Here is a 26504-nt window from a genome sequence, read left to right as displayed (position 1 = left end):
ATCAGCAACCCGGTAGCTACTAAGGGCGGGCGGGGACTCTATGGCTGGTGTGGGCATATTGCGGCTTGTGGGGTGCCGGATTTTTAAAAATGCCGCCATTAAAAACTGCCTTTGACAATGAATCGTCAGTTAAGGCATTTTTCTGGCAGGGAGGGACTGTGCGTTTAGTGCGTGGCAATATGCCTTTCAGCCATAGTGTCTTTTTTTGGTTACCTTTTTTGGACAAGCAAAAAAGGTAAGAAGAAATGGAGAATGAGCCTTAGGCAACATTAGCTCATTAGGTTTATTAATAAAGAATCAATTTAATGATTTGATGATGCTCTAATCGTCAGGTCTGGTATTATACTGTCTGAACCGGGATTCGCAGGATGAAAGGATAGACAGGATTAAAGGAAAGATGTTTCTACAATCAACCAGATAATAACACCCACTATTACAACTCACCCCTCCACGTCATTGTGAGGAGGCACGACGAAGCAATCTCATCGTCAGGTTTGGTATTATTCCCCCACAAACATATCAACCAACACAAATTACCCCAAACAGATTGCCGCGGCATTTTTTCATAAGAAAACTAATGGCTTATAACTTCAATCCATAGAACTTTACCCACCACTATCTTGCGCCTCGCAATGACGGTTAAGTTTTGATTTTCTGCTAATTAAAACCTTAATGTTAGACGCTGGCACCTGCCTAATATTTAGCAATTCACATTCCTGCTTTACCCCAACAGCCCCCGCAACAGGTGCGGGGAGACAGCTATAGTGTTGATTTTAAAGCTTAAAAACACCATCCCCAAAAGCTACACCCAAAGCCAGCGGTAACCCCCAATCTGGTAAGAGCCGAAAAGTAGACTAAAAGAATAACTCCATAATCAGCAGTCCGGTAGCTACTAAGGGCGGGCGGGGACTCTATGGCTGGTGTGGGCATATTGCGGCTTGTGGGGTGCCGGACTTTTAAAAATGCCGCCATAAAATACTGCCTTTGACAATGAATCGTCAGTTAAGGCATTTTTTTGGCAGGGAGGGATTGTGCGTTTAGCGCGTGGCAATATGCCTTTCAGCCATAGTGTCTTTTTTTGGTTACCTTTTTTGGACAAGCAAAAAAGGTAAGAAAAAATGGAGAATGAGCTTTAGGTAACATTAGCTCATTAAGTTTATTAATAAGGCGATCAATGTAATGATTTGATAATACACTAATCGTCAGGTCTGGTATTTGACACCCTAACAATCAACCAACACTGCTTATCTCAAAAAGATTGCCGCGGCATTGTTTCATAAGAAACTAAAGGCTTAAAATTCAATCCAAAGATCTTTATCCACCATTACCTTGCGCCTCGTAGTGACGGTTAAATTCTGGTTTTCTGCTAATTAGAACCTTAATGTTAGACGCTGGCACCTGCCTAATATTTGGCAATTCACATTCCTGCTTTACCCCAACAGCCCCCCGCAACAGGTGCGGGGAGACAGCTATAGTGTTTGTTTTTGAGTCTTAAACACCACCCCAAAAAATAACAACCAAAACCTGCGATAACCCCCAAACTGGTAAGAGCCGAAAAGTAGACTAAAAGAATAACTCCATAATCAGCAGTCCGGTAGCTACTAAGGGCGGGCGGGGACTCTATGGCTGGTGTGGGCATATTGCGGCTTGTGGGGTGCCGGATTTTTAAAAATGCCGCCATAAAATACTGCCCTTGACAATGAATCGTCAGTTAAGGCATTTTTCTGGCAGGGAGGGACTGTGCGTTTAGTGCGTGGCAATATGCCTTTCAGCCATAGTGTCTTTTTTTGGTTACCTTTTTTGGACAAGCAAAAAAGGTAAGAAAAAATGGAGAATGGGCTTTAGGTGACATTAGCTCATTAGGTTTATTAACAAGGTGATCACCTTAATGATTTGATAATGCTATAATCGTCAGGTCTGGTATTATACTGTCTGAACCGGGATTCGCAGGATGAAAGGATAGACAGGATTAAAGGAAAGATGTTTCTACAATCAACCAGATAATAACACCCACTATTACAACTCACCCCTCCACGTCATTGTGAGGAGGCACGACGAAGCAATCTCATCGTCAGGTTTGGTATTATTCCCCCACAAACATATCAACCAACACAAATTACCCCAAACAGATTGCCGCGGCATTTTTTCATAAGAAAACTAATGGCTTATAACTTCAATCCATAGAACTTTACCCACCACTATCTTGCGCCTCGCAATGACGGTTAAGTTTTGATTTTCTGCTAATTAAAACCTTAATGTTAGACGCTGGCACCTGCCTAATATTTAGCAATTCACATTCCTGCTTTACCCCAACAGCCCCCGCAACAGGTGCGGGGAGACAGCTATAGTGTTGATTTTAAAGCTTAAAAACACCATCCCCAAAAGCTACACCCAAAGCCAGCGGTAACCCCCAATCTGGTAAGACCCGAAAAGTAGACTAAAAGAATAACTCCATAATCAGCAACCCGGTAGCTACTAAGGGCGGGTGGGGACTCTATGGCTGGCGTGGGCATATTGCGGCTTGTGGGGTGCCGGATTTTTAAAAATGCCGCCATTAAGAACTGCCTTTGACAATGAATCGTCAGTTAAGGCATTTTTCTGGCAGGGAGGGACTGTGCGTTTAGTGCGTGGCAATATGCCTTTCAGCCATAGTGTCTTTTTTTGGTTACCTTTTTTGGACAAGCAAAAAAGGTAAGAAAAAATGGACAATGAGCTTTAGGTAACATTAGCTCATTAGGTTTATAATAAAGCGATCAATGTAATGATTTGATAATTCGAAGAAATACATCCTACCATACCCAAACAGACCCCGCAACAGGTGCGGGGAGACAGCTATAGTGTTTGTTTTTGAGTCTTAAACACCACCCCAAAAAATAACAACCAAAACCTGCGATAACCTCCAAACTGGTAAGAGCCGAAAAGTAGACAAAAAGAACAACTCAATAATCAGCAGTCCGGTAGCTACTAAGGGCGGGCGGGGACTCTATGGCTGGTGTGGGCATATTGCGGCTTGTGGGGTGCCGGATTTTTAAAAATGCCGCCATAAAATACTGCCCTTGACAATGAATCGTCAGTTAAGGCATTTTTCTGGCAGGGAGGGTTGTGCGTTTAGCGCGTGGCAATATACCTTTCAGCCATATGGAATGTATATATTTGATAGGACAGTAAGTTAAGCTCTTTTTCTTAAATTTGGAACGATGAGTAAAAGAGAAAGAAGGTCATATGACCACGAATTTAAAACAATGGCTGTAGAGCTGCATTTAAGCGGGAAGACCAGTACCGCTGTTGGGAAAGAATTAGGCATTGGTCCTGATTTAGTAAGGAGATGGTCACGTGAAATGAAGACGAATGGCGCTGCCAGTTTTCCAGGAAATGGGAAACAGAACCTTTCAGAAGAACAAAAAGAAATTCATGCCTTGAGGAAAGCCTTAAAGGAATCTGAGCTTGAAAGGGAAATCCTAAAAAAGGCGGTAAGCATCTTTTCCAGGGGAGACAGCAAATATACCAATTCATAATGGATCATAGAAAAGAGTATGCTGTTGAAAAGATGTGTAGGACATTTAATGTTGCCAGGAACAGCTTTTATGAGTGGAAGAAGGAGAAACAACTCAAACTGGCTCAACAAAGAGCGATATTGCTAAAGGAAATCAAAACAGTGCATGAGTTAAGCAATGGTACCTATGGAAGTCCTAGAATTACATTAGATCTTAGAAAAAAGGGTTTTGCAGTATCCAGGCCAAGGGTTGCCAGGATCATGAAAGACCACGGAATCAGGAGTGTTGTAAGTAAAAAATTTAAAGTCTGCACAACTGATTCAAACCATGGATTTAGCATCAGTCCTAACGTTCTTGATAGATCTTTTAAACCTGAAAGCCCTTCAAAATCATGGGTATCAGACATAACTTATATCCGGACAAATGAGGCATGGTTATACCTGACCATGATTATGGACTTATATGATAGGAAAATAATAGGATGGTCTATGTCCACTTCGATGCATGCATATGAAACAGTAGTGCCTGCATGGAGGATGGCACTGATAAACAGACCTGTTTTTCAAGAGCTGGTTTTTCATTCAGACAGAGGCGTGCAGTATGCATGCAAAGAGTTCAGGGATGAGCTTGGTAAGCTAAATGTTACTCAGAGCATGAGCAGAAAAGGGAATTGCTGGGACAATGCAGTGGCTGAAAGCTTCTTCAAAACCCTGAAATCTGAAACTGGTTACCGGAAATATGAATCAATAAAGCAGGCAAAAAAGGGATTGTTTGAATACATTGAGATATGGTACAACAGGACCAGAAGACATTCCTCTCTTGGATATCTTTCTCCTGAAGAATTTTATAATATTCATAGAAAAAGTGCTGCGTAAAAGAAGCATAAACCTCGAAATCCTCCTATGATTTTTCTTCTAAATCATAGGAGGATTTGAGGAGCCCTGCGGCAGGCATTAATTAATCAAAAAAAGGGCTTAATTATTTGTACGGTTTTTTGTTGCAATTCCAATAGTGTCTTTTTTTGGTTACCTTTTTTGGACAAGCAAAAAAGGTAAGAAAAAATGGACAATGAGCTTTAGGTAACATTAGCTCATTAGGTTTATAATAAAGCGATCAATGTAATGATTTGATAATTCGAAGAAATACATCCTACCATACCCAAACAGACCCCGCAACAGGTGCGGGGAGACAGCTATAGTGTTTGTTTTTGAGTCTTAAACACCACCCCAAAAAATAACAACCAAAACCTGCGATAACCTCCAAACTGGTAAGAGCCGAAAAGTAGACAAAAAGAACAACTCAATAATCAGCAGTCCGGTAGCTACTAAGGGCGGGCGGGGACTCTATGGCTGGTGTGGGCATATTGCGGCTTGTGGGGTGCCGGATTTTTAAAAATGCCGCCATAAAATACTGCCTTTGACAATGAATCGTCAGTTAAGGCATTTTTCTGGCAGGGAGGGTTGTGCGTTTAGTGCGTGGCAATATGCCTTTCAGCCATAGTGTCTTTTTTTGGTTACCTTTTTTGGACAAGCAAAAAAGGTAAGAAAAAATGGACAATGAGCTTTAGGAGACATTAGCTCATTAAGTTTATTAACAAGGTGATCAACTTAATGATTTGATAATTCGAAGAAATACATCCTACCATACCCAAACAGACCCCGCAACAGGTGCGGGGAGACAGCTATAGTGTTTACTTTTAGAGTTTAAAACACCATCCCTAAAATTAACAGCTAAAACAAGCGGTAACCTCCAAACTGGTAAGAGCCGAAAAGTAGACAAAAAGAACAACTCAATAATCAGCAGTCCGGTAGCTACTAAGGGCGGGCAGGGACTCTATGGCTGGTGTGGGCATATTGCGGCTTGTGGGGTGCCGGATTTTTAAAAATGCCGCCATAAAATACTGCCCTTGACAATGAATCGTCAGTTAAGGCATTTTTCTGGCAGGGAGGGACTGTGCGTTTAGTGCGTGGCAATATGCCTTTCAGCCATAGTGTCTTTTTTTGGTTACCTTTTTTGGACAAGCAAAAAAGGTAAGAAGAAATGGAGAATGAGCCTTAGGTAACATTAGCTCATTAGGTTTATTAATAAAGGATCAATTTAATGATTTGATGATGCTCTAATCGTCAGGTCTGGTATCACTCCCCCACAAACAATCAACCTACACTGCTTATCTCAAAAAGATTGCCGCGGCATTGTTTCATAAGAAACTAAAGGCTTAAAATTCAATCCAAAGATCTTTATCCACCATTACCTTGCGCCTCGTAGTGACGGTTAAATTTTGGTTTTCTGCTAATTAGAACCTTAATGTTAGACGCTGGCACCTGCCTAATATTTGGCAATTCACATTCCTGCTTTACCCCAACAGCCCCCGCAACAGGTGCGGGGAGACAGCTATAGTGTTGATTTTAAAGCTTAAAAACACCATCCCCAAAAGCTACACCCAAAGCCAGCGGTAACCCCCAATCTGGTAAGAGCCGAAAAGTAGACTAAAAGAATAACTCCATAATCAGCAGTCCGGTAGCTACTAAGGGCGGGCGGGGACTCTATGGCTGGTGTGGGCATATTGCGGCTTGTGGGGTGCCGGACTTTTAAAAATGCCGCCATAAAATACTGCCTTTGACAATGAATCGTCAGTTAAGGCATTTTTTTGGCAGGGAGGGATTGTGCGTTTAGCGCGTGGCAATATGCCTTTCAGCCATAGTGTCTTTTTTTGGTTACCTTTTTTGGACAAGCAAAAAAGGTAAGAAAAAATGGAGAATGAGCTTTAGGTAACATTAGCTCATTAAGTTTATTAATAAGGCGATCAATGTAATGATTTGATAATACACTAATCGTCAGGTCTGGTATTATACTGTCTGAACCGGGATTCGCAGGATGAAAGGATAGACAGGATTAAAGGAAAGATGTTTCTACAATCAACCAGATAATAACACCCACTATTACAACTCACCCCTCCACGTCATTGTGAGGAGGCACGACGAAGCAATCTCATCGTCAGGTTTGGTATTATTCCCCCACAAACATATCAACCAACACAAATTACCCCAAACAGATTGCCGCGGCATTTTTTCATAAGAAAACTAATGGCTTATAACTTCAATCCATAGAACTTTACCCACCACTATCTTGCGCCTCGCAATGACGGTTAAGTTTTGATTTTCTGCTAATTAAAACCTTAATGTTAGACGCTGGCACCTGCCTAATATTTAGCAATTCACATTCCTGCTTTACCCCAACAGCCCCCGCAACAGGTGCGGGGAGACAGCTATAGTGTTGATTTTAAAGCTTAAAAACACCATCCCCAAAAGCTACACCCAAAGCCAGCGGTAACCCCCAATCTGGTAAGAGCCGAAAAGTAGACTAAAAGAATAACTCCATAATCAGCAGTCCGGTAGCTACTAAGGGCGGGCGGGGACTCTATGGCTGGTGTGGGCATATTGCGGCTTGCGGGGTGCCGGACTTTTAAAAATGCCGCCATAAAATACTGCCTTTGACTATGAATCGTCAGTTAAGGCATTTTTCTGGCAGGGAGGGACTGTGCGTTTAGTGCGTGGCAATATGCCTTTCAGCCATAGTGTCTTTTTTTGGTTACCTTTTTTGGACAAGCAAAAAAGGTAAGAAGAAATGGAGAATGAGCCTTAGGTAACATTAGCTCATTAGGTTTATTAATAAAGGATCAATTTAATGATTTGATGATGCTCTAATCGTCAGGTCTGGTATATAACCTCCACTACTACAACTCACTACACCAACGTCATTGCGAGGAGGAACGACGAAACAATCTAATCGTAAGGTCTAATATCATTCCCCACAAACAATCAACCTACACCGCTTACCGCAAAAAGATTGCCGCGGCATTGTTTCATAAGAAACTAAAGGCTTAAAATTCAATCCAAAGATCTTTATCCACCATTACCTTGCGCCTCGTAGTGACGGTTAAATTTTGGTTTTCTGCTAATTAGAACCTTAATGTCAGACGCTGGCACCTGCCTAATATTTTGCAATTCACATTCCTGCTTTACCCAAACAGACCCCGCAACAGGTGCGGGGGTACAGCTATAGTGTTTGCTTTTAGCGTTAAAACACCATCCTAAAAATTTAGATCCAAAGCCAGCGGTAACCTCCAATCTGGTAAGACCCGAAAAGTAGACTAAAAGAATAACTCCATAATCAGCAGTCCGGTAGCTACTAAGGGCGGGCGGGGACTCTATGGCTGGTGTGGGCATATTGCGGCTTGTGGGGTGCCGGATTTTTAAAAATGCAGCCATAAAATACTGCATTTGACAATGAATCGTCAGTTAAGGCATTTTTTTGGCAGGGAGGGACTGTGCGTTTAGTGCGTGGCAATATGCCTTTCAGCCATAGTGTCTTTTTTTGGTTACCTTTTTTGGACAAGCAAAAAAGGTAAGAAAAAGTGGAGATTGAGCTTTAGGTGACATTAGCTCATTAAGTTTTATTAATAAGGTGATCAAATTAACAACTCCTACCTTTCACTGGAAATTTACCTAAACATCAAATGTGCAATAGCATTGTTGTCTTTGCAAGAATTACATATATTTGCCCGACAATTTAGCTCAGGTATATGAGTGTGGTTTTAATTAGGTGGCAAAAACACTTAGGGTCAACCAACTCATTAAGATATCATTGACTAAATTAGAACAAGTATGGTTGTAAGAGATCAAGTTCGACATGACCAGTTTTTGTACAACATATAATGTTAACTTTTATTAATTACTAACAAAAATATTTAGACAATATCCAATTCTAAGAGACAAGTTCTCCTTTAATTAATGAGCAAATGACAAACACATCAAGAATCAATTACACAATAACAGATGAAGCCCCTGCACTGGCGACTTTTTCGTTATTGCCTATTGTTAAAAAATTCACCAAAGCTGCTGGTGTAGACGTAGTAACCAAGGACATATCGCTTGCCGGAAGGATTATTGCGAATTTCCCTGAGCAGCTTACTGAAGACCAAAAGATAAGTGACCACTTGGCTGAGCTAGGTGAGCTGGCAAAAACCCCTGAGGCTAATATTATCAAGCTTCCAAACATCAGTGCTTCAATCCCTCAACTGGTAGCTGCCATAAAGGAACTCCAGGCGCAAGGATATAAAGTACCTGACTATCCTCAAGAGCCAAAAAATAATGAGGAGAAAGAAATTAAAGCTCGTTACGCTAAAGTATTGGGTAGTGCTGTAAACCCTGTTTTAAGAGAAGGTAATTCCGACAGAAGGGTGGCTGCTGCTGTAAAGGAATACGCAAAGAAAAACCCACACTCCATGGGTGCATGGTCGGCAGACTCAAAATCTCACGTTGCTCATATGTCTTCTGGAGATTTTTACGGAAGTGAAAAGTCGGCTATTATGGAAAAAGCTGGTAATGTCAAAATTGAATTTACTGACGCTTCCGGCAACACTACCCTTCTTAAAGATAAATTCCCTCTTCAAGAAGGAGAAGTAATAGATGCCGCTGTAATGAGCAAAAAAGCTCTTCGCTCTTTCTTGGAGAAAGAAATAGAAGATGCAAAGAGTGCAGGTGTATTGCTGAGCTTACACCTTAAGGCAACTATGATGAAGGTCTCAGATCCAATCATGTTTGGCCATGCTGTTACTGTGTTCTTTAAGGATGTGTTTGACAAGCATGCTGATACTTTCAAAAGCATTGGTGTAGACCCTAACAACGGTTTAGGCGATGTATACGCAAAAATTAAAAACCTACCATCTGACCAACAAGCTGCTATAGAAGCAGACATTAAAGAAGTATACAAAAACCGTCCAGAGCTTGCTATGGTAGACTCTGACAAAGGAATCACGAACCTTCATGTTCCAAGTGACGTGATTATAGATGCTTCTATGCCTGCTGCCATTCGTTCTTCAGGCAAAATGTGGGGCCCTGATGGCAAGCTGCATGATACAAAAGCCATCATCCCTGACAGATCTTATGCGAGAATTTATCAAGAAATAATCAGCTTCTGTAAAGAAAACGGTGCTTTTGACGTCAGCACCATGGGCAGTGTTTCCAACATTGGACTAATGGCCCAAAAAGCAGAAGAATATGGATCGCATGACAAAACCTTCCAAATAGCTACAGAAGGCACGGTAAAGGTTGTAGATGATTCCGGCAATGTGGTTCTTGAGCAAAAAGTAGAAGAGGGTGACATATTCAGAATGTGCCAAACAAAAGACCTTCCTGTTAAGGACTGGGTAAAATTGGCTGTTACCAGAGCAAGAGTTACCAACACCCCTGCTATCTTCTGGTTAGACAAAAACAGAGCTCATGATGCCAACCTAATCAAAAAGGTAAACCAATACCTAAAAAATCATGATACCAATGGGCTAGACATACAGATACTTGCACCTGTAGATGCTATGCGCTTTTCTTGTGAAAGGGTAAAAGCCGGAAAAGACACTATCTCTGTTACAGGAAATGTACTTAGGGATTATTTGACAGACTTATTCCCTATCTTAGAATTAGGTACAAGTGCAAAAATGCTTTCTATTGTACCACTTCTTGCAGGTGGAGGATTGTTTGAAACAGGTGCTGGTGGTTCTGCGCCAAAACATGTTCAGCAGTTCGTTCAAGAAAACCATTTAAGATGGGATTCTTTAGGTGAATTCCTTGCTCTTGCAGTTTCTCTCGAAGACTTGGCAATGAAGTCTAAGAATGAAAAAGCTCAAGCGCTTGCAGAAGGCTTAAATCAGGCAAATGCCAAATTCTTGGACAATGACAAGTCTCCTTCTCGTAAAGTAGGCGAACTGGACAACCGTGGAAGCCACTTCTATCTAGCACTATACTGGGCACAAGCACTTGCCGAGCAGTCAAAAAATGCAGAGCTTAAGGACAAGTTCACTAGCCTTGCAAAAGAGTTGACTGACAATGAAGAAAAAATTGTCAGCGAACTAAATTCAGCACAAGGCAAAAGCATTGATATGGGAGGATACTTCCGTCCAGATGCTGAAAAGACAGAAAAAGCAATGCGTCCAAGTGCTACTTTAAATGCTATTTTAGAGAAGTTCTAATCATAAACGCATCAAATATAAAAAAAGGCCATCAGTTTCAGGTGGCCTTTTTTGTTATTATATGATCATGTAAAGCCGATTTTTTATCGGCTAAAGAAAGTTTTAAATGTAAAGCCGATTTCCTTTCGGCAAGCCTACTACCCACCACGTCATTGCGAAGAGGAACGAGTAAGCAATCTCATCGTCAGGTTTAGTATCATTCCACCGAACAATCAACCAACACAAATTACCCCAAACAGATTGCCGCGGCATTTTTTCATAAGAAAACTAATGGCTTATAACTTCAATCCATAGATCTTTATCAACCATTACCTTGTGCCTCGCAATGACGGTTAATTTTTGGTTATCTGCTAATTACAACCTTCATAATAACCTGTCATTCCGAGGCACGAGGGATATGTCAGACACTGGCACTAAACTGTCTGAACCGGGATTCGCAGGATGAAAGGATAGACAGGATTAAGGGATAGATGTTATTACAACCTATAAGATAATAACACCCCCACAATCACCAAATTACCCCAACGTCATTGCGAGGAGGAACGACGAAGCAATCTAGTCGTTAGGTCTGGTATTTGACACCCTAACAATCAACCTACACTGCTTACTGGCACCGTATAATATTTGGCAAGTTACATCCTACCATACCCAAACAGACCCCGCAACAGGTGCGGGGAGACAGCTATAGTGTTTATTTTTAGAGCTTAAAACTACCTTACTAAAGTTTTATTAATTGAGCTCAAAAACTAACAACTAAAGACAGCGATAACCTCCAAACTGGTAAGAGCCGAAAAGTAGACAAAAAGAATAATTCCATAATCAGCAGTCCGATAGCTACTAAGGGCGGGCGGGGACTCTATGGCTGGTGTGGGCATATTGTGGCTTGTGGGCTGCCGGATTTTTAAAAATGCCGCCATACAACACTGCCTTTGACAATGAATCGTCAGTTAAGGCATTTTTCTGGCAGGGAGGGACTGTGCGTTTAGTGCGTGGCAATATGCCTTTCAGCCATAGTGTCTTTTTTTGGTTACCTTTTTTGGACAAGCAAAAAAGGTAAGAAAAAGTGGAGATTGAGCTTTAGGTGACTTTAGCTCATTAAGTTTATTAAAGATATATTGATGATGCGGTTATTTAATAAGTCAACGATGCAATCTCATCGTCAGGTCTAGTATTATACTGTCTGAACCGGGATTCGCAGGATGAAAGGATATACAGGATTAAAGGAAAGATGTTTCTACAATCAACCAGATAATAACACCCTCTATTACAACTCACCCCTCCACGTCATTGTGAGGAGGCACGACGAAGCAATCTCATCGTCAGGTTTGGTATTATTCCCCCACAAACATATCAACCAACACAGCTTACCACCAACAGATTGCCGCGGCATTTTTTCATAGGAAACTTAAGGATGATATGATGATGCAATGATATATAACCTGTCATTCCGACGCAGGAGGAATCTGTTAGGCACTGGCACTAAACTGTCTGAACCGGGATTCGCAGGATGAAAGGATAGACAGGATTAAGGGATAGATGTTATTACAACCTATAAGATAATAACACCCCCACAATCACCAAATTACCCCAACGTCATTGCGAGGAGGAACGACGAAGCAATCTAGTCGTTAGGTCTGGTATTTGACACCCTAACAATCAACCTACACTGCTTACTGGCACCGTATAATATTTGGCAAGTTACATCCTACCATACCCAAACAGACCCCGCAACAGGTGCGGGGAGACAGCTATAGTGTTTATTTTTAGAGCTTAAAACTACCTTACTAAAGTTTTATTAATTGAGCTCAAAAACTAACAACTAAAGACAGCGATAACCTCCAAACTGGTAAGAGCCGAAAAGTAGACAAAAAGAACAACTCAATAATCAGCAGTCCGGTAGCTACTAAGGGCGGGCGGGGACTCTATGGCTGGTGTGGGCATATTGCGGCTTGTGGGCTGCCGGATTTTTAAAAATGCCGCCATACAACACTGCCTTTGACAATGAATCGTCAGTTAAGGCATTTTTCTGGCAGGGAGGGACTGTGCGTTTAGTGCGTGGCAATATGCCTTTCAGCCATAGTGTCTTTTTTTGGTTACCTTTTTTGGACAAGCAAAAAAGGTAAGAAAAAGTGGAGATTGAGCTTTAGGTGACTTTAGCTCATTAAGTTTATTAAAGATATATTGATGATGCGGTTATTTAATAAGTCAACGATGCAATCTCATCGTCAGGTCTAGTATTATACTGTCTGAACCGGGATTCGCAGGATGAAAGGATATACAGGATTAAAGGAAAGATGTTTCTACAATCAACCAGATAATAACACCCTCTATTACAACTCACCCCTCCACGTCATTGTGAGGAGGCACGACGAAGCAATCTCATCGTCAGGTTTGGTATTATTCCCCCACAAACATATCAACCAACACAGCTTACCACCAACAGATTGCCGCGGCATTTTTTCATAGGAAACTTAAGGATGATATGATGATGCAATGATATATAACCTGTCATTCCGACGCAGGAGGAATCTGTTAGACACTGGCACTAAACTGTCTGAACCGGGATTCGCAGGATGAAAGGATAGACAGGATTAAGGGATAGATGTTATTACAACCTATAAGATAATAACACCCCCACAATCACCAAATTACCCCAACGTCATTGCGAGACCTAATTTTTGGCTCTGCCAAACACACAAAATAAGATGACGTGTATTATTTTTATTTTTGTAGAACCTGTACCCATGGCCGCGTTACATTTAGTGCTATTGCCTGCTTGCGAGTATGGTTGGGAAGGATGGAGTCACAAATTTTGGTACTTTCTTTTAATTGGAAATGTCCGTTCGGTAGTCTTTCATGCGATATCTCCTTCCTGTACAGGATTTTATCACTAAAAGTTAATATGATCGATGGAAAAATTAAGAGCTAATGCTGCTGGAGTAGACATTGGGGCAAAGAAGATCTTTGTCTCAGTTGGAGGAGAGCAAGTGCGCTCCTTTGGTACATTTACAGAAGAATTTCGTTTGGCCTGTGATTACCTGGTGTCAAAGGGCGTCGAATCGGTAGCGATGGAAGCTACCGGTGTTTACTGGGTTATCTTATATGAGATACTAGAAAAGGCCGGTTTAGATGTATGGTTGGTGGATGGAAGACAGACCAGACAGGTTCCCGGCCGAAAAACAGATGTTAAAGACTGTCAGTGGATACAGCAGTTGCATAGTTACGGACTGTTGAACCGGTGTTTTGTGCCTGATGAGCAAGTTAAAGAAATCAGGAGATATCAGAGGTTGCGGGAGGACCATATCAGAACAGCATCGATGCACATCAACCATATGCAAAAAGCTTTAACCGAAATGAATATCCGCCTCAAAGAGGTTATAAACCAAATACAGGGAGCGAGTGGCCTGAGAGTCATAGAAGCAATCATAGAAGGAGAAAGGGACAAGCACAAACTATTAAGCCTTTGCCATAAAAGTATCAAGGAAAAAAAAGGGTACTTGGTATTGAAGGCTTTAGAGGGACATTATACAGAAGCTGGGCTATTTGCTTTACAGCAAGCTTACGAAGCGTATCTTTTTTACCAAGGGCAAATCTCCCAATGCGATAAAAAAATACAGCAAGCGATGGAAAGAAGTAACAGGTACCACCAGGACAAAGACGCCAAAGACGAAATAGAGTCAGTAAAAGGCCGTAAGCCGATCAGGCACAACAAACCTCAGGTAGATAACCTGGGAGGCCATTTAATTAAAATATTTACAGGTAGAGACGCTACAGACCTACCTGGCATAACGGACTATACATGGCTACAACTCTATGCTGAAGTAGGGTATGATCTAGAAAAGTGGCCTTCGGAAAAACAGTTTACATCTTGGCTAGGGTTGTCCCCCGGACAGAATGATTCCGGGAAAATGAAAAAAAATGCAAAAAAGAAATTTAGGCCAAAAGCAGGGCAAATTTTCAGGCAGATTGCACAAAGTTTGATTGAGAGCAAAAAAATTGCACTAGGCGCATTTGGCAGAAGAATAAAAGCCAAACGAGGCCCTGGCGTAGCTGTGAAAGCAACAGCTAGAAAACTTGCTGTTCTATATTGGCGGTTAATGGTTAAAGGGCTTGACTATACAGAAAGGGGAATAAAGAAATATGAAGAACTAATGAAAATTCAGCGAGAAAAGTGGTTGATGAAAACGGCAAAGAACCTAGGATACCAACTTACTGTTTGTGAGGAAGTTTGAAAGATACGTCATCGGTAGGAGGAACGACGAAGCAATCTAGTCGTTAGGTCTGGTATTTGACACCCTAACAATCAACCTACACTGCTTACTGGCACCGTATAATATTTGGTAAGTTACATCCTACCATACCCAAACAGACCCCGCAACAGGTGCGGGGGTACAGCTATAGTGTTTGCTTTTAGCGTTAAAACACCATCCTAAAAAACTACACCCAAAGCCAGCTATAACCTCCAATCTGGTAAGAGCCGAAAAGTAGACAAAAAGATTAACTCCTTAACCAGCAGCCCGGTAGCTACTAAGGGCGGGCGGGGACTCTATGGCTGGTGTGGGCATATTGCGGCTTGTGGGCTGCCGGATTTTTAAAAATGCCGCCATACAACACTGCCTTTGACAATGAATCGTCAGTTAAGGCATTTTTCTGGCAGGGAGGGACTGTGCGTTTAGTGCGTGGCAATATGCCTTTCAGCCATAGTGTCTTTTTTTGGTTACCTTTTTTGGACAAGCAAAAAAGGTAAGAAAAAGTGGAGATTGAGCTTTAGGTGACTTTAGCTCATTAAGTTTATTAAAGATATATTGATGATGCGGTTATTTAATAAGTCAACGATGCAATCTCATCGTCAGGTCTAGTATTATACTGTCTGAACCGGGATTCGCAGGATGAAAGGATATACAGGATTAAAGGAAAGATGTTTCTACAATCAACCAGATAATAACACCCTCTATTACAACTCACCCCTCCACGTCATTGTGAGGAGGCACGACGAAGCAATCTCATCGTCAGGTTTGGTATTATTCCCCCACAAACATATCAACCAACACAGCTTACCACCAACAGATTGCCGCGGCATTTTTTCATAGGAAACTTAAGGATGATATGATGATGCAATGATATATAACCTGTCATTCCGACGCAGGAGGAATCTGTTAGGCACTGGCACTAAACTGTCTGAACCGGGATTCGCAGGATGAAAGGATAGACAGGATTAAGGGATAGATGTTATTACAACCTATAAGATAATAACACCCCCACAATCACCAAATTACCCCAACGTCATTGCGAGGAGGAACGACGAAGCAATCTAGTCGTTAGGTCTGGTATTTGACACCCTAACAATCAACCTACACTGCTTACTGGCACCGTATAATATTTGGTAAGTTACATCCTACCATACCCCAAACAGACCCCGCAACAGGTGCGGGGAGACAGCTATAGTGTTTATTTTAGAGTTTAAAACACCATCCTAAAAATTTAGATCCAAAGCCAGCGATAATCTCCAAACTGGTAAGAGCCGAAAAGTAGAGGAAAAGAATAATTCCATAACCAGCAGCCCGGTAGCTACTAAGGGCGGGCGGGGACTCTATGGCTGGTGTGGGCATATTGCGGCTTGTGGGCTGCCGGATTTTTAAAAATGCCGCCATACAACACTGCCTTTGACAATGAATCGTCAGTTAAGGCATTTTTCTGGCAGGGAGGGACTGTGCGTTTAGTGCGTGGCAATATGCCTTTCAGCCATAGTGTCTTTTTTTGGTTACCTTTTTTGGACAAGCAAAAAAGGTAAGAAAAAGTGGAGATTGAGCTTTAGGTGACTTTAGCTCATTAAGTTTATTAAAGATATATTGATGATGCGGTTATTTAATAAGTCAACGATGCAATCTCATCGTCAGGTCTAGTATTATACTGTCTGAACCGGGATTCGCAGGATGAAAGGATATACAGGATTAAAGGAAAGATGTTTCTACAATCAACCAGATAATAACACCCTCTATTACAACTCACCCCTCCACGTCATTGTGAGGAGGCACGACGAAGCAATCTCATCGTCAGGTTTGGTATTATTCCCCCACAAACATATCAACCAACACAGCTTACCACCAACAGATTGCCGCGGCATTTTTTCATAGGAAACTTAAGGATGATATGATGATGCAATGATATATAACCTGTCATTCCGACGCAGGAGGAATCTGTTAGGCACTGGCACTAAACTGTCTGAACCGGGATTCGCAGGATGAAAGGATAGACAGGATTAAGGGATAGATGTTATTACAACCTATAAGATAATAACACCCCCACAATCACCAAATTACCCCAACGTCATTGCGAGGAGGAACGACGAAGCAATCTCGTCAGGTTTAACATTAACACCCTAACAATCAACCAACACAGCTTACCCAAACAGATTGCCGCGGCATTTTTTCATAAGAAAACTAATGGCTTATAACTTCAATCCATAGATCTTTATCAACCATTACCTTGTGCCTCGCAATGACGGTTAATTTTTGCTTATCTGCTAATTAAAACCTTAAGGTTAGACGCTGGCACCTGCCTAATATTTGGCAATTCACATTCCTGCTTTACCCCAACAGCCCCCGCAACAGGTGCGGGGAGGCAGCTAGTGTTTGCTTTTAGCGTTTAAAACACCATCCCAAAAAACTAACACCCAAAGCCAGCGGTAACCTCCAATCTGGTAAGATCCAAAAAGTAGACTAAAAGAATAACTCCATAATCAGCAGTCCGGTAGCTACTAAGGGCGGGCGGGGACTCTATGGCTGGTGTGGGCATATTGCGGCTTGTGGGGTGCCGGATTTTTAAAAATGCCGCCATACAACACTGCCTTTGACAATGAATCGTCAGTTAAGGCATTTTTCTGGCAGGGAGGGACTGTGCGTTTAGTGCGTGGCAATATGCCTTTCAGCCATAGTGTCTTTTTTTGGTTACCTTTTTTGGACAAGCAAAAAAGGTAAGAAAAAGTGGAGATTGAGCTTTAGGTGACTTTAGCTCATTAAGTTTATTAAAGATATATTGATGATGCGGTTATTTAATAAGTCAACGATGCAATCTCATCGTCAGGTCTAGTATTATACTGTCTGAACCGGGATTCGCAGGATGAAAGGATATACAGGATTAAAGGAAAGATGTTTCTACAATCAACCAGATAATAACACCCTCTATTACAACTCACCCCTCCACGTCATTGTGAGGAGGCACGACGAAGCAATCTCATCGTCAGGTTTGGTATTATTCCCCCACAAACATATCAACCAACACAGCTTACCACCAACAGATTGCCGCGGCATTTTTTCATAGGAAACTTAAGGATGATATGATGATGCAATGATATATAACCTGTCATTCCGACGCAGGAGGAATCTGTTAGACACTGGCACTAAACTGTCTGAACCGGGATTCGCAGGATGAAAGGATAGACAGGATTAAGGGATAGATGTTATTACAACCTATAAGATAATAACACCCCCACAATCACCAAATTACCCCAACGTCATTGCGAGGAGGAACGACGAAGCAATCTAGTCGTTAGGTCTGGTATTTGACACCCTAACAATCAACCTACACTGCTTACTGGCACCTGCCTAATATTTGGCAATTCACATTCCTGCTTTACCCCAAACAGACCCCGCAACAGGTGCGGGGAGACAGCTATAGTGTTTATTTTAGAGTTTAAAACACCATCCTAAAAATTTAGATCCAAAGCCAGCGGTAACCTCCAATCTGGTAAAAGCCGAAAAGTAGACTAAAAGAATAACTCCATAATCAGCAGTCCGGTAGCTACTAAGGGCGGGCGGGGACTCTATGGCTGGTGTGGGCATATTGCGGCTTGTGGGGTGCCGGATTTTTAAAAATGCCGCCATACAACACTGCCTTTGACAATGAATCGTCAGTTAAGGCATTTTTCTGGCAGGGAGGGACTGTGCGTTTAGTGCGTGGCAATATGCCTTTCAGCCATAGTGTCTTTTTTTGGTTACCTTTTTTGGACAAGCAAAAAAGGTAAGAAAAAGTGGAGATTGAGCTTTAGGTGACTTTAGCTCATTAAGTTTATTAAAGATATATTGATGATGCGGTTATTTAATAAGTCAACGATGCAATCTCATCGTCAGGTCTAGTATCATTCCCCCACAAACAATCAACAGACACAGCTTACCGCAAACAGATTGCCGCTGTTGAACACCTCCAAGGTTTGTTAAACACTTGGAGGTGAAATAAAACTTGCTGTTAGTTTTGGGGATTATCTTTTATTCGAAAATTTACCCATGCCCATAAAAAATCGCCACTACAGGAATACGTTTAGCCGATAGGAAATCGGCTCTACAATCACCAGGTGCGGGGGTACAGCTATGTAGCCTACTAAATCTTAATTTCTATCAAACTTATACGTAAGACCAATATTTAACACTGTTCTTAATTGTGTGGCGGGTCCTACGGTGCCGTCTTCTCTAGGGATATCAATGTCGTCATCATAAAGGAGGTGGGTAGAAAAGCTAGCAGCCAAATACTCGTTGATCTTCATAAGAAGCAAAAATTCCCAATTAACATCAATACTGGTAATATTTTGATAGTTTCCGAAAAGGTTAATTCGGGTATCAACAGTAACGTTCTCAAAAATTTCTCTTTTAAACCTAGCATTAAAGAGCGCTCCATATTCAATTCTAAAATTCTGCCCAGGATCTACCCCAAACCTACCTTCTTCTGCAAACCTATCATGTATTACCAAAGTCTGTTTGGTGGTTACAGGGGCTAACACTACAAAAAAGTTTTGACTTCTACGGTATTCCCACCCTAGAGAGGTAATAATAAAGCCGGGAGCAAGGAAATCCGATATCATGGTTCTGGTTTCTTGTCCATCTACCATTGCATAATTGTATCCAGCAGCCATTTGGGTCCTGAAATCTAGCAATCCAGTAAACATCCAATTTCCAGTGGCCCTACGGCTAAATTTGGATATAAAAATCAACCGGTCATCACTTTTTCGCAAACCTGTTCTTTCCTCTCCCTGACCTTGCCTGATAAGGCCAAAGCCCAGCTCAAGGTTATTGTTCCACATGAACCTTTCACGTTCATAATTTAGAAAAAGAGTTTGTATGGTATTTAATGCTATAGAGCTTTGCCCTCCCCCTATCCAATTTCTTAATCCTACTTGGGCAAAAGTAAGAGAAGAGTTCCCTCCAAAGTGCCAGTATTTTACGGTATCTTCGCCAGTGGGAGGCTCTGGAATTTCAATACCAGGGGAACTAGGGCTTGGAGGTGTGGCAGGTTCTACTGGGTCAGGAAGGTCTGGTAAAATATCTTCTTGTCCATAGGAAGGTATAGAAGACAATACAATCAACAAAACTAAAACAAGGGAATGGTACTTATTCATCTAATAAAGACCGATAATATAAAATATTACTATTTACAAAGATTGATACTGGAAAGATACAAAAGCCACAATTTCTATAGATACCACCTATTACAACATACCTTTAAGTTCATCTAAAGCTTCTTCAGAAAGCGGTTTGGTAATGAAATTAATCACGTATTCATTGTCGACAATTCTATCGATATCCCTTTTACTATCTGAACTGGAAAGGATGACAATGCGACATTTTTCTTTGATCTCCTGGGGGAAGTTTTCGTATTCAAAAAGAAAGACAAATCCGTCTACAATAGGCATATTGATATCCAGAAAAATCACTGCTGGAATTTTACTAAGGTCGTCTTTGTGTTGGTCTATATATTCCAAAGCACTTTTCCCTGAATTCTTAACAATAATATTATTCGAAAACCCTGTTAGTTCAATCACACGCTTATGGATAAAATTATCAGTATCGTTATCATCCACAAGCATAACGCTTTCGACTACTTTACTTTCACTCATTTTTACTTTGTAAGTCTTTTATCAGATTAGGAATATGTACTATAAATTTACTGCCTTTTCCGGCAATAGATTCAAGTGCTAATTCTCCGCCAAGTTTTGCAACATTATTTTTTACAATATACAGTCCAAGGCCTGAACCATCACTATCTTCAGAAGCACGGAAAAACATGTCAAACACACGGTCTTGGTAAATCACTTCAATACCTTGACCGTTATCTTCGATAATTATTTCAGCGCGATTTTCATCTGCTGTAATTCGAATGTTAATATAAGGATTATTGTCTTCATATCTATGGTATTTGTAAGCATTAGAAAGCAAATTACTAATTACTGAACTAATACGCATATCGTCAGAGTAGAATTTTCCTTTTACTTTAACATCCTTATGAACTTTTACCTTCTCAGCATTTTCGGCAAATTTAAGATTATTAAGAGCTTCACCGACCATTTTTTCAAAATTTATTTCCACCCTCTCTAAACCTGGCCTGCTGTTCCGGGAAAACTCAATTAATTCTTTTATAAATGCAGAAAGTCCATCTATGCTATTCTGCATCATGTCGAAGTATTTATCTAATATAGGCTCAGAAGATTCAAGTCGTGCTAATTTCACCAAGCCTGTGAGCGATCTGAGTGGAGCCTTTAAGTCATGGGATGCTTTATAGACAAAGCTATCTAATTCATGATTAATGGTTAGCAACTCCCTTTCACTTTCCACCCGCTTAGTAATGTCATGGCAATTAACTATTATACCATTCACCACTTCATCCTTCAACAAGTTCACCCCTACCACTTCAAAGGAATGATATAAACCTTTATTATTGCGCAGCCGCACACCATCTAATACTTGGTTCTCGCCCGGATTGGCCAGCACATCGGCCAGTGACTTTGACACCATGTCTATATCATTGGGATGGACAAACTCAAAGGCCACTTTTCCTAACATACTATCAGCTTTGTAACCAAGAATTCTCTGACAAGAGTCTCCTACAAACTTGATCCGTAAATCTTCGGAAAGTATAGCAACGAGATCAGAAGAGTTTTCGATCAGCATCCTAAACTTATACTCATTATCCTTCAATACCTTTTCCAACTTCTTTCTCTGGGTAATGTCCCGCACTATGGCCTGGTACCGTCCATCGTCCAGTAAGCTGGAACTAATTTCGACTACAACATCACTACCATCTTTCCGACGGCACATGCATTCTTTGACAACCGGCTGCGCTTTTGTTAAAGATTCTGCTGATACGGTATCACCTGATCGAGCGCTGACGCTAGCAAGTTGCAGAATAGTCAGTTTTGTAAATTCAGCTAGTTCATAACCAAAAATTTCACAAGCCTTAGCGTTTGCGTCAAGGATATTACCCTCTACATCATACAAATAAATACCATCAGATGCCTGCTCCATGAGCATTTTATACTTAAGTTCACTAGACCGAATGCTTTGTTCTGCCGCTTTAAAGTCAGAGACATCAATACTTACATTTAGAATACCTATCTGGTTTTCCTCTTGAAAAAGAAAAGGAACTTTTACAGAATGTATATGAGTAATATTTTCAGGCATTTTTTCCTGAAAGGCTTCAGTAATAAATTTTAACCTTCCCCGCTTCATCACGTCCATTTCAACGTCGGCTATTTTCTGGGCCTGCTCGTTGGGGTAAATATCAAAAGCAGTTTTTCCTGGCATCTCTTCTGCTGTCAATGCAAAGTTCTCAGCAAAAGCATGGTTCACAAACACAAACTTACCTTGATGGTCTTTCAGGTAAATCTGATGGGGCACCAAGTTAATCACCTGCTTTAGCATGTCTTTATGATCAGCTAGGCAATCTTCCACCAGTTTGATTCTTAATACCCTATATTGCCGGCTACCGTATGTACATTGACTGATGTAGGTAGTGTTTTCTTTCAAACCCTTTCCATTATTTTTTAGATACTCTAATTTGAAGTTAGCCGGAGAATTTGCATTTCGGTTTAGAGTTTCGACTGATTTCTTTGATAAGATGCTATTTATAGCAAGCCCGTGAAGCTTAGCATGGTTAGCGACACCCAAGAAATCCGCAGCCTGCTTGTTGACATAAAAGATTTTTGCTCCATCAAGAATAATAAGAGGGTCATTAGAATCATCAAAAAAAGCAGCGATCACACTCCGAATATTCTTGGTGCGAAAGACGAGCCAACCTCCTATACCCAATAGCAATAAAGTTATAAAGGAGAAATATATATAGCCATTCATGTTTATAAGTGCAATATGATCGGGTAGCTGGTAAGCGACTGTTCCTCTCTCTAGTTTTCAAAGCCAGCATTACCCAGAGAAGCAATAAAACCCTATTAGTAAAGCAATAAACAGTTTTTCTACTGTTCCACTTCCTTCTTGTTGGCTATATTGTTAGGAACCCTAATGTAAAAGCTAGTTCCTGCCCCTTGAGAAGACTCTACGGATATATTTCCATTTAGTTTTTCCACTACTTGTTTTGTGATATACAAGCCAAGCCCTGAGCCATAAGAGCTGTGCGAGGCCCTAAAAAACATATCAAAAACCCGGGACAAGTAATCTTCTTTAATACCTATACCATTGTCTTTTATAGTAATATCTGCAAAAGCTTCGGACACTTTTACATGTACTTTACAAAATGAATCCGATATATACCGGTTTTTATATTTAATAGCATTAGATAAAATATTATGAAAAATAATGGAAATACGCATTTTATCAGAATAAAAAGGAACTGTTCCCTCTTGAGAGAACTCCATATGCACATCTCCCATATTGTCCATAAACTTTAGTTCTTCTACACACTCCTCATAAATTCTTTTAAAATCAATTTCTTCACATGAAAGATCCAGACGACTATTGCGGGAATAGTTTGTAAGGTCTGCAATAAAATTATCTAATTTTTCTATGCTTTTATTAATGAGGTCCAAGTAGTTGTTTCTTTGCCCTGCATCCTCCTCATTCTTCACCAAATTGGACAACCCCAGCATCGAACGCAAAGGCGCCCTAAGATCGTGAGATGCACGGTAAACAAAACTATCGAGTTCAAAATTGGTTTTAATAATAGCTTTTTCAGAAGACTTCCTTAATGTTATATCTCTAGCAAAAACACTGATCCCTGACACACTTCCCCCTGGGCTTGAGATAGGGTTGTATGAAATTTCATAAGAGGTTTCATTGCTTTGTCCAGGAAAACTCACAAACTCCGTAGAGAACCGCTCTCCTCTTAATGCTTTAAAATGCATGGCTAGCCACTCCCTTTTCACACCTTCCGGGAAAACATCATTGAGGTTATCGCCGACGCTTACCTCTTTCTTATAATGCACCTTCAAAAACAAACGGAAAGCCGAGTTCAATGTGGTAAAGTTCAAGCTTTTATCAACAGACCATATCATGTCAGAGGTATTCTCTACCAAAGCCGTTAACCGGGCTTCGCTCTCTCGGAGGTTCTCCTCCATTTTCTTACGTTCTGTATTGACAGCCAATGTAACCAAAATAACTTTGTGGTGTCCCTCTACATCATTAATAACAGAATGTCGGTTATCGACCCATTCATAGCCACCTTCTTGATTTTTGACTCTATATTCGATAGAAGAACTGTCAGCGATCTCCTGTTTCACAAAAATGCTCCAATGCTTCAGGACTCTTTCTTTATCAGAAGGATGTATCAGGTTATATTTGTCTTTATTAAGTTCAAACCAGTTGACTGGATGCCCGAGAAAAGTACTCTTATTAAAATAAAGCGGTTTCTTCTCGGACAGGTCTACTATAAAAATAAGGTCAGGGGAATTTTCTGATAATATCCTGAACTTTTTTTCGCTGTTTTTCAAGGCATGTATATATACATCCCTTTCGAGTTCAGCAGAAACGCGTACTGAGAAGATATTTAAAAGGCTTTTTGCTAAAGATAAATTTCTAAATGGAGTAGCATTCCGAATTTCCAATACCCCGATTTTTTTACCCGACGAATCAGACAAGGGAACCCCCATATAATATAAGGTATCTTCTTCAGGCAATTCTAACTCCGGAACCGGATCGGATACTCCTTCCAAATATAAGTCACTGTTCTCTTCGAGTACTTTGAGCCCCAAAGAGTGGTTTACTGGCAGTACAAAATTTGTAAGGACTTCCCCATTGCGAAACAACACCTTGGAACGGATTTTACTTTGGGAATACTCGCCAATAAAAACAGACTGAACATCAAGAACTACAGACAAATGTTCGGCCAAGAAAACATAAAAATCTTTTCCTGAAACACCTTTTGTAATTTCAAGCAAAGAGTCTTCGGCTATTTTTCTTTCACTAATATCATTCAGCACTCCAATAAAATTAACCAGCTCGCCCTTCCTATTGATTACTGGCGATACGCTCAGTTCATTCCAAAAAAGTGTCCCATCTTTACGATAGTTCTTCAATATGACCGTAACCTGCTTTTGCTCAGCAACAGCCTTACGCAAAACATCTAACCCCAACTGGTTCCGTTCTTTATTTTGAAGGAAGCGGCAGTTTTTACCTACAACCTCTTGATATCTGTACCCAGTGATTTTTTCAAAAGCCTTATTGGCATAAACAATGGGATTGTCTGGCAGATTGGGGTCAGTTATAACAATACCATTGTTACTACTATCTATAGCCCGTTCCAGCAATAGCAAATTCTCTTCTTGCGCTTTTTTAAAAGAGACATCTCTAACATTTATGACAATGCCATTGATAAATTCATTATTAAACTGGTTATTAAAAGTGGCCTCAAGATAAAGATAATGACCTTCATTGCTCAAAAAGCGAAACTCACTAATAAAAATTTTATTTTCAGTCTTTAAGGTATGGGAAATAATATCCTCCAACCCTTTTTTATCTGAAGCATGAACGAAACTTGTAAACTTTTTGCCCAAGATCTGATCTTCAGCAAACCCAAGGACATTCTGCACAGATTCACTACAGTATGTGACCTGGCTGGACTCTTCTAAAACCAGGATGACATCGGAGGAGTTTTGCACCAAAGAGCGAAAACGCGCTTCACTTTCTTTCAAGCTTATCTCAGACCGTTTCCTGTAACTGATATCATTAGCAGTCAAGCAGATTTTGTCAACATTGCCATAGGCATCATAAACAGGGTTGGCATACACTTCAATCCAAAGATCAGGATTAATCCAGGTGGCATGGAACTCATGCTGCATAACATTGCCTTTTACCACCTCGTCGAACAAAGGCTTGATATAACTGATAGTTTCAGCGTTCATGCCTTCAAAGACAGATTCCCCTATAGCAAGCCCTCTCCCCCTCTGCTCACGAAATACTTCATCAGCCCTTTTGTTGAAGGTAATAATGGACCCGTGGACTGAAAGTAAAAACAGTGACTGGTTGTTATTGTTAAGGACAGCTTTAAGGTTAGCTTCAGATGCTTTCAGGGCTTTTTCTGTAAGTTTCTGCCCGGTAACCTCAGAAAACACACCCAGGTGTAAACCAGGAATAAAATTGGTTCTAGCGTCAAATTCTATATAAATCGGCTTTTCCCTGCCTATAGGTTTAAATTTGTACAAGCCACTTAAAAAGCCCGTACGCATAAACTCCCCCCATATCTGATCAGCCTCTTTAGATGATTTGTGGGGAAATAAGCTTTTAACATTTATTGTAGAAAGATAATCTGCTGAGGCATTATATATTTCACATGCAGAAGGGTTGGCCTCCTTAATCCTTCCAGTTTCATCAAAAATTACAATACCTTCGCGGATATTCTCAAACAGCTTTTTGTACTTACCATGGACTTTTGGAACAGAAGGCTTAAACTTAATTAAATATCCTATAAAGTCTTGAGAGTGAAAAGGGCTGACTTTAATAAAGTAATTTTCAATCCCAATATCCAGAAGTTCAGGTTTATCTATAAGTTGGGTCAGGTTTTCCACCTTTATTCCCAAGCCCTGAAAAAGAGATGCTATTGGTCGCTCATACAAATCTTTTAGTACCGGGAACGCATTTTCTGCAGATTTATTAGCTATCAGAATCTGTAGCTGTTTACCTGTAACAACTACAGGAAAGCCAACATCCTCTATCAGCTCTTCTAGCATGGTTCTGATACCTAAAAAATCCATATTTAATTCTCTTTTTCAATTT

The 26504-nt window shown here is 40.7% G+C and carries 9 protein-coding genes; 4 read left to right on the top strand and 5 right to left on the bottom strand.

All coding sequences use genetic code 11. From position 1 onward, the window contains the following. Positions 1 to 3197 precede the first annotated feature (3197 nt). Together RCC89_08730 and RCC89_08725 are read left to right on the top strand one after the other, a co-directional pair. Complete coding sequence (locus RCC89_08730) at positions 3198 to 3515, top strand: transposase (protein ID WMJ73246.1); 318 nt, start codon at positions 3198 to 3200, stop codon at positions 3513 to 3515. Continuing rightward, entirely contained in the window at positions 3515 to 4369 is an 855-nt protein-coding gene (locus tag RCC89_08725) for an IS3 family transposase (GenBank protein ID WMJ73245.1), read from the top strand. Before RCC89_08730 ends, RCC89_08725 begins: the two co-directional genes overlap by 1 nt. Positions 4370 to 7396: 3027 nt before the next feature. Here RCC89_08725 and RCC89_08720 read toward each other — a convergent pair. Continuing rightward, complete coding sequence (locus RCC89_08720) at positions 7397 to 7762, bottom strand: hypothetical protein (protein WMJ73244.1); 366 nt, start codon at positions 7760 to 7762, stop codon at positions 7397 to 7399. 530 nt (positions 7763 to 8292) lie between these two features. Between RCC89_08720 and RCC89_08715 the strand changes: the two genes are divergently transcribed. Further along, on the top strand, positions 8293 to 10518 hold the full coding sequence (locus RCC89_08715) for an NADP-dependent isocitrate dehydrogenase (protein ID WMJ73243.1): 2226 nt from the start codon (positions 8293 to 8295) through the stop codon (positions 10516 to 10518). A gap of 2909 nt (positions 10519 to 13427) precedes the next feature. Then, complete coding sequence (locus RCC89_08710) at positions 13428 to 14750, top strand: IS110 family transposase (GenBank protein WMJ73242.1); 1323 nt, start codon at positions 13428 to 13430, stop codon at positions 14748 to 14750. 4151 nt (positions 14751 to 18901) lie between these two features. Here RCC89_08710 and RCC89_08705 read toward each other — a convergent pair. From RCC89_08705 to RCC89_08690, 4 genes are all read right to left on the bottom strand, one after another. Beyond that, positions 18902 to 19906 (bottom strand): DUF3078 domain-containing protein, encoded by a 1005-nt coding sequence (locus RCC89_08705; protein ID WMJ73241.1) that lies wholly within the window; start codon positions 19904 to 19906, stop codon positions 18902 to 18904. Positions 19907 to 19996: 90 nt separating this feature from the next. Beyond that, positions 19997 to 20404 (bottom strand): response regulator, encoded by a 408-nt coding sequence (locus tag RCC89_08700; GenBank protein WMJ73240.1) that lies wholly within the window; start codon positions 20402 to 20404, stop codon positions 19997 to 19999. Beyond that, the gene (locus RCC89_08695; GenBank protein WMJ73239.1) at positions 20397 to 22634 is read right to left on the bottom strand and encodes a PAS domain-containing sensor histidine kinase; all 2238 of its coding nucleotides are present in this window, start codon (positions 22632 to 22634) and stop codon (positions 20397 to 20399) included. The genes RCC89_08700 and RCC89_08695 overlap by 8 nt, the downstream gene beginning before the upstream one ends. 119 nt (positions 22635 to 22753) lie before the next feature. After that, complete coding sequence (locus tag RCC89_08690; protein WMJ73238.1) at positions 22754 to 26482, bottom strand: PAS domain S-box protein; 3729 nt, start codon at positions 26480 to 26482, stop codon at positions 22754 to 22756. Positions 26483 to 26504: the final 22 nt, after the last annotated feature.

This window comes from Cytophagaceae bacterium ABcell3, from assembly GCA_030913385.1.
Lineage (GTDB): Bacteria > Bacteroidota > Bacteroidia > Cytophagales > Cytophagaceae > ABcell3.
Note: the sequence above shows the minus strand (reverse complement) of the source record. Positions and strands in the feature narration are given on the sequence as shown.